At 67.1% G+C, this 7184-nt stretch carries 6 protein-coding genes; 1 reads left to right on the forward strand and 5 read right to left on the reverse strand.

Features of this window, described 5'->3' with window-relative positions; all coding sequences use genetic code 11:
* The 3 genes from B2Y21_RS06735 to B2Y21_RS06745 all read right to left on the reverse strand — a co-directional run.
* Positions 1-518 (reverse strand): biotin/lipoyl-containing protein (locus tag B2Y21_RS06735; RefSeq protein ID WP_292058193.1); only part of this gene is annotated, 518 nt, incomplete at its 3' end.
* Between the two features lies 1 nt (position 519).
* On the reverse strand, positions 520-1605 hold the full coding sequence (locus B2Y21_RS06740) for an alpha-ketoacid dehydrogenase subunit beta (RefSeq protein WP_349679414.1): 1086 nt from the start codon (positions 1603-1605) through the stop codon (positions 520-522).
* A gap of 36 nt (positions 1606-1641) precedes the next feature.
* Positions 1642-2871: a 3-methyl-2-oxobutanoate dehydrogenase (2-methylpropanoyl-transferring) subunit alpha gene (locus B2Y21_RS06745; RefSeq protein ID WP_292058197.1), complete on the reverse strand. Its 1230-nt coding sequence runs from the start codon at positions 2869-2871 to the stop codon at positions 1642-1644.
* A 148-nt stretch (positions 2872-3019) separates the two neighbouring features.
* On the opposite strand from B2Y21_RS06745, the gene B2Y21_RS06750 reads away from it, so the two are divergent.
* Positions 3020-3508 carry an Lrp/AsnC family transcriptional regulator gene (locus B2Y21_RS06750; RefSeq protein ID WP_003166242.1) on the forward strand — a complete coding sequence of 163 codons (489 nt, stop codon included), beginning with the start codon at positions 3020-3022 and terminating at the stop codon, positions 3506-3508.
* Positions 3509-3531: 23 nt separating this feature from the next.
* On the opposite strand, the gene pdeM is transcribed toward B2Y21_RS06750, so the two are convergent.
* Both pdeM and B2Y21_RS06760 read right to left on the reverse strand, forming a co-directional pair.
* Positions 3532-4275: a ligase-associated DNA damage response endonuclease PdeM gene (gene pdeM, locus B2Y21_RS06755; protein ID WP_292058199.1), complete on the reverse strand. Its 744-nt coding sequence runs from the start codon at positions 4273-4275 to the stop codon at positions 3532-3534.
* Positions 4276-4441: 166 nt separating this feature from the next.
* Complete coding sequence (locus tag B2Y21_RS06760) at positions 4442-6964, reverse strand: ligase-associated DNA damage response DEXH box helicase (RefSeq protein WP_292058201.1); 2523 nt, start codon at positions 6962-6964, stop codon at positions 4442-4444.
* Positions 6965-7184: the final 220 nt, after the last annotated feature.

A 7184-nucleotide genomic window follows, 5' to 3' on the forward strand; every position in this document is an offset into this window, starting at 1 on the left:
GGGCTGGTCAGTTCGACCGTCGCCTTGTCGGTCATGACCTCGGCCAGGATCTGGTCTTCCTGAACCGCATCGCCGACCTTGACGTGCCAGCCGACCAGCTCGGCCTCGGCCGTGCCTTCGCCCACGTCGGGCAGTTTGAAGACGTGGTTCGCGCCAGCGGCGGCGACGGGCGCCGGAGCGGCTTCAGCCTTCGGCGCTTCGACGGCGACCGGAGCGGGCTCAGGGGCAGCGGCGACAGGCGCGGCGGCCGGTTCGTCGGCGGCGGCGTTGCCTTCGCCCTCGACCTCGAATTCAGCCAGCGGGCCGCGCACGGCCATCATCTGACCGGGCTCGCCGTGCAGGGCGGTGACGACGCCCGCGACCGGGCTGGTCAGTTCGACCGTGGCCTTGTCGGTCATGACGTCGGCGACGATCTGATCCTCGGCGACCGTATCGCCGACCTTGACGTGCCAGCCGACGAGCTCGGCTTCGGCGGTGCCTTCGCCCACGTCGGGCAGCTTGAAAACAAAACGACCCATCTTAGCGACCCATCCCTGATGTTTGGCCGGTCATGACGGCTTTCAGCGCGTCGGCGACCCGCTGCGGTCCGGGGAAATATTCCCATTCAAAGGCGTGTGGATAGGGCGTGTCCCAACCGGTCACGCGCGCCACCGGCGCCTCCAGGTGATAGAAGCAGCGCTCCTGCACCAGCGCGCTCAGTTCGCCGCCGAAGCCCGAGGTTTTCGGCGCCTCATGCACGATGACGCAGCGGCCGGTCTTCTTGACCGAGGCCTCGATGGCTTCGATGTCGAGCGGCACGAGGGTGCGCAGGTCGATGACCTCGGCGTCCACGCCCGCGTGCTCGGCGCCCGCCAGCGCGACCCAGACCATGGTGCCATAGGCCAGAAGGGTGACGTCGGAGCCTTCCTTCATCACGCGGGCCTTGCCGATCGGCTCGATGTATTTGCCGGTCGGAACCTGGGCCAGTTCCTGCGCTTTCCACGGGCTGACCGGCTTTTCGTGCCAGCCGTCGAAGGGGCCGTTGTAGAGGCGCTTGGGCTCGAAGAAGATGACCGGATCGTCGTCCTCGATCGCCGCGGTCAGAAGACCCTTGGCGTCATAGGGGTTGGACGGGATCACCACCTTCAGGCCGGCGATGTGGGTGAACAGGCTTTCGGGCGACTGGCTGTGCGTCTGGCCGCCGAAGATGCCGCCGCCGTAGGGGCTGCGCACCACCATCGGCGTGGTGAACTGGCCGCCCGAGCGATAGCGCATCTTGGCCGCTTCGGAGACGATCTGGTCGTAGGCCGGATAGATGTAGTCGGCGAACTGGATCTCGACGACCGGGCGCAGGCCATAGGCGGCCATGCCGATGGCGGCGCCGACGATGCCGGTCTCCGAAATCGGGGCGTCGAAGCTGCGGTTCATGCCGTGCTTCTTCTGCAGGTGGTCGGTGACGCGGAAGACGCCGCCGAAATAGCCCGCGTCCTCGCCGTAGGAGACGACGGTCGGGTCTTCAGCCATCTTGACGTCCAGGGCCGAGTTCAGGGCCTGGATCATGTTCATCGCGGCGATAGCGGGCGCGTCCGGGGCGACCGACGCCGGGGCGTCCTTCTGGTCGACCATGTCGGCTTCAATCTTGTCGTTGATCTCGGCCATCACTCAGACTCCTACTTCGCGGCGCTGTTCGACCAGACGCCAGTCCTCGGTCGCATAGACCTCCTCGAACATGGTCTTCACGCTGGGGCGCGACTGGCCCAGGGTGCCGATGGCCTCGGATTCCTTGGCGGCGGCGCGGACCTTCTCGACCGCTTCCTTTTCAGCTTCTTCCTGCTGTTCGTCGGACCATTCGCCGATAGCGATCAGGTGCTGCTTCAGGCGGGCGATCGGATCGCCCAGCGGCCACTTCTCATGCTCGTCGCCAGGGCGATAGCGGCTGGGGTCGTCCGAGGTCGAGTGCGGGGCACCGCGGTAAGTGAACAGCTCGATGATCGTCGCGCCCTGGTTGGTGCGGGCGCGCTCCTCGGCCCACTGGGTCGCGGCCCAGACGGCCAGGAAGTCGTTGCCGTCGACGCGCAGGGCGGGCAGGCCATAGCCGATGCCCTTGGACGCGAAGGTGGTCTCAAGCCCGCCGGCGATGCCCTGGAAGGACGAGATGGCCCACTGGTTGTTGACGATGTTCAGGATGACCGGCGCGCGATAGACGGCGGCGAAGGTCAGGGCCGAGTGGAAGTCGCTCTCTGCCGTCGAGCCGTCGCCGATCCAGGTGATGGCGATCTTGTCGTCGCCGCGGATGGCCGAGGCCATGCCCCAGCCCACGGCCTGAATGTACTGGGTGCCCAGATTGCCCGAGATGGTGAAGAAGCCGTAGTCCTTGGCCGAATACATGATCGGCAGCTGGCGGCCCTTGATGGGGTCTTCGGCGTTCGAATAGATCTGGTTCATCATGGTCGCGAGCGGATAGTCGCGCGCGATCAGAAGGCCCTGTTGGCGATAGGTGGGGAAGCCCATGTCCTCGCGGCTCAGGATCATCCCCTGGGCGACTGCAATGGCCTCTTCGCCGGTGCACTTCATGTAGAAGCTGGTCTTGCCCTGACGGTGGGCGCGGTGCATCCGGTCGTCGAAGGCGCGCGTCAGGATCATGGCCTTCAGGCCGCGACGCATCGTCTCAGGGTCCAGCTTGGGATCCCACGGGCCGACCGCCTTGCCTTCATCGTCCAGCACGCGGATCAGGCGGAAGGCGTGATCGCGCATTTCAGCAGGCGCCGTGCTGACCTCCGGGCGGTCGACAGCGCCCGGCGCATCGAGCTTCAGATGGCTGAAATCAGGCGTGTCGCCCGGCCGGCCCGAAGGTTCCGGCACGCGCAGCGACAGCGTCGGGGTGTTCTTCATCAATGCCTCCCGTCCGGTTGAACCGGCCGCGTTTCCTTATGGAAGAGGGCATAGCATGGCGTATGATTGTTGGCTCTCCTAAAAATACCCTTGCCAAATGGCAATTTGGGGTATTTTATTGCGCGGAAAGCTAATTCGGAGAAAGCCTTTGGCCGACGACCTCGACCCTATCGACGCGCGCATCCTCGACATCCTTCAGCAGGACGCGGGCCTGTCTGTCGCCGAGGTCGCCGATCGCGTCGGCCTGTCGGCCTCGCCGTGCTGGCGCCGGATCAAGAGACTGGAGGACTCTGGCCTGATACGCAAGCGTGTCACGCTATTGGACGCCGGTCTTCTGGGCCTGGACTTCGAAGTCTACGCCATCGTCAAGCTGAGCCTGCCGACGCGCGACAACCTGCAGATCTTCGAACAGGCCGTCGAAAGCTGGCCCGAAGTGGTGCAGTGCGCCACCATCACGGGGCGCGAGGATTACGTCCTGCGCATCATCACCACCGACATGCACGCCTTCGACCAGTTCCTGCGCGACAAGCTGCTGACGCTGGGCATCGTCTCCAACTGCGAGAGCCATATCGTCACGCGCGGGGTGAAGAACGTCACCACCCTGCCGCTGGGCATCATCACGCCGCACGTCGGCTGAGGCTGTCGCGCCGTCGCCTTTGGTCAGCTCAGGCGGTCGAAGGCGACGGCGTGAACCTTGTCCCGCCCCAGCAGGGCGGTCAGCGGCGGGACGGGAAACAGGCCTGTGATCGCGGGATCGCGCACGTCCAGCCCGCCGGTGAAGGCGCCGAAGGCGGGCAGGATCAGCCGCCGCCCGTCGGTGACGAAGCAGGGGCGGCGCACGCCCCGGCCATAGGCGGCGACGCGGGCGGCGGGATGCAGATGGCCCGCGACCTCGCCCAGCGTAGGCTCGGCCTGCGGCTCATGGATCAGGAACAGGCCGCCCAGCGCCAGGGTCTCGACCACCCGGCCGGGCAGGCGCTTGAAGGGATTGGCCAGCGCGCCGGCCAGGGCGTCCAGGTCGTGATTGCCCTCCAGCCAGATCCAGTCGCGCCCGGCGGCCAAGGTTTCCAGCCGAGTCAGCTGGGCGCCGTCCATGCGCGACACCGCCTTTGAATCATGGAAGCTGTCGCCCAGCAGGACGACCGTGCGCGGGTCCAGCGCCTCGATCTCGGTCTCGAGCCTGGCCAGGGTCGCGGGGCTGTCATAGGGCGGCAGCATCTGTCCCCGCGCCGCGAAGGCCGAGCCCTTCTCCAGGTGCAGGTCCGAGGCGATCAGGGTCTGATGCGTCGGCAGCCACAGGGCGCCGGAACAGCGCAACACGCAGGCTTCGCCGTTGACCGTCAGCTTGAGCCCGCCGCACGGATGGCGGAACGGGGACAGGGCCGCGCGCAAGGCGTCGTTCATCGCCCTTCTCCCCTTGGGGGAGAAGGTGGCTCGCGTAGCGAGACGGATGAGGGGGCCGCAGGCCTCGCCCTCATCGTCTGACGTGTAGCTCGCTGAAACAGCCCCCTCATCCGAGCGGCTCCGCCGCCCACCTTCTCCCCCGAGGGGAGAAGGACGCATGATGTCTTCACGCGGCCCCCTTCAACGCCTCGGGCGCGTCTTCCATGACCTCGGCGATCAGGGCCTCGGCGCTTTCGTCCAGGATCATCTCGGCGGCGTCTCCCCCGACCCGTTCACGCCCGATCTGCATCAGCACCGGCACGCAGAAGGGCGAGGGCCGGTCCAGCCTCTTGTGCACGATGCGGCCGTGGATGCGGCTCAGGAGCTGGCCCAGCCGCGCCACGTCCAGCAGGCCCGTCGCCGCATCCGCCCGCGCCGTCCTCAGCAGCAGGTGATCCGGCTGATGCCGCCGCAGCACGTCGTAGATCAGGTCGGTCGAGAACGTCACCTGCCGCCCGGTCTTCTCCGCCCCCGGCTGGCGCTGCTCGATCAGGCCGGAGATCAGGGCGCAGTTGCGGAAGGAGCGCTTCATCATGAAGCTTTCCTCCAGCCAGGCCTCCAGATCGTCGCCCAGCATGTCCGGCTCGAACAGGGCGTCCAGATCGAGGTCGCCCATCGGCCGGATCGACCAGATCGCCAGCGAATAGTCCGTCACGACAAAGCCCAGAGGCCCGACGCCCATCCGGTCCAACCGCCGCGTCAGCAGCATGGCCAGGGTGGTGTGCGCCAGTCGTCCCTCGAACGGATAGGCGACCATGAAATGCCGCGTCCCGCGCGGAAATGTCTCAATGAGCAGGGTCTCGGCTGCCGGGATGGCGCTGCGTACCGCTTGCAGTTCCAGCCACTCCTGCACGTCGGGCGGCAGGACGCGCCAGTGATCGCGGTCCTGCACCATGCGCCGCACCCGTTCAGCCAACGAGGTGCCCAGCGGGAATTTCGAGCCGCCGTAGGAGGGGATCTTCGGGTCTTTATCGACGGCGGGCGAGACGAGGGCGTCTGTCTTCACGATGCCCTGAAAGGCCCAGACCTGACCGGCGAAGACGAAGGTGTCCCCGGGCGTCATCTGTTCGAAATACCATTCCTCGGCCTCGCCGATCTTGCGCCCTGCGACCAGGTGCTTGCCGCCCGCGCGTCGTCCCGCGACCCGCACGTTCAGATTGGCGGCCGAGACGATGGCGCCGACGTTCATCCGGTGCCGCTGGGCCATCTGGGCGTTGCGGACCGTCCACTTGCCGTCGCGGGTGCGCACGATGCGGGCGAACCGGTCATAGGTGCGCAGGGCATAGCCGCCGACAGCGACCAGATCGACCACCTCCTCGAACGCCTCATAGGTCAGGCCGCGATAGGGCCCCGCCGTCGTCACCTCGGCGAACAGGTCGGGCAGGTCGAAGGCTTCCGAACAGGCGCAGCCCATGACGTGCTGGGCCAGCGTATCCAGCGTGCCGGTATGCTCCGGCTCCCAGTCGAAGGCGTTCTCAGCCACGGCCTCGCGCGCGGCCTGGCACTCCAGCATCTCGAAGCGGCTGGCTGGGACCATCAGGGCGCGCGACGGCTCGTCCAGCCGGTGATTGGCCCGGCCGATGCGCTGGACCAGACGGCTGGCTCCCTTGGGCGCGGCCAGTTGGATCACCAGATCGACGTCGCCCCAGTCGATGCCCAGGTCCAGCGTCGAGGTGCAGACCACGGCCTTGAGGTCGCCGCGCGCCATGGCCGCCTCGACCTTGCGCCTCTGCTCGGCGGCCAGGGAGCCGTGGTGCAGGGCGATCGGCAGGTCGTCCTCATTGATCGCCCACAGCGACTGGAAGACGAACTCGGCCTGCCAGCGGGTGTTGACGAAGATCAGGCTGAGGCCGGCGCGGCGGATGGCGTCATAGACTTCGGGGATGGCGTGGACGCCGGTGTGCCCGGCCCAGGGCACGCGGCCTTCGCTGACCAGAACGTCGATCATCGGCGGCGCGCCGGGGTCGCCGAGCACGATGCGAATCCCTTCTCCCCTTGTGGGAGAAGGTGGGCCCGAAGGGCTCGGATGAGGGGTTTCTCTGTCGTCGGACGGGATGATGTCGGGAATGTCGCGAGACCCCTCATCCGTCAGGCTCCGCCTGCCACCTTCTCCCACAAGGGGAGAAGGGGAGAGCCAGTCGGCGATCTTTTGCGGATCGTCCACCGTCGCGCTCAGGGCCACCCGTCGCATCCCCGGCGCGAAGATCTGCAACCGCGCCAGCCCCAGCGCCAGCAAATCCCCCCGCTTGCCGCTCCAGATGGCGTGGACCTCGTCCAGCACCACGCATTTCAGATCGGCGAAATAATCCCTCGCCCCCTCCCAGGCGCAGAACAGGGCCAACTGCTCCGGCGTGGTCAGCAGGATGTCGGGGGGGAAGTCGCGCTGGCGCTGTTTCTTCGACTGTTTGGTGTCGCCGGTGCGACTTTCGACGTGGATGTTCAGCCCGATCTCGCGGATGGGCGTCATCAGGTTGCGTTCGACGTCGGTGGTCAACGCCTTCAGCGGCGACAGATAAAGCGTGTGAACGCCAGATCCTGGCCCCGTCTGCGGCCTCGGTCCTCGTTCGGCCAGATCGATCAGGCTGGGCAGGAAGCCCGCCAGCGTNNCGACCGGCGAACCAGTCGGCGAACAGGGACGGAAGCGTTGCAGTGATCGACGTCGTCACGACAGGCCTATAGCATGTTCCCGTTCCGTTTCGTCACCTCTGGCGCTATCTAGCGAGGGTGACTGTCGAATCCGCCGAGATCAGCACCGCGTCGACCCTGACGTTCGACCTGCCGCCCGCGCTGGCCACGCCGCCGGGGGCCGGGGCCGTGTGCGACGATCAGGGCGCGCGCAAGATCGGGCGGGGCGCGGCCGAGGGCCTGTT

The sequence above is a fragment of the Brevundimonas sp. UBA5936 genome (assembly GCA_002430835.1).
In the GTDB taxonomy this organism is placed as follows: domain Bacteria; phylum Pseudomonadota; class Alphaproteobacteria; order Caulobacterales; family Caulobacteraceae; genus Brevundimonas.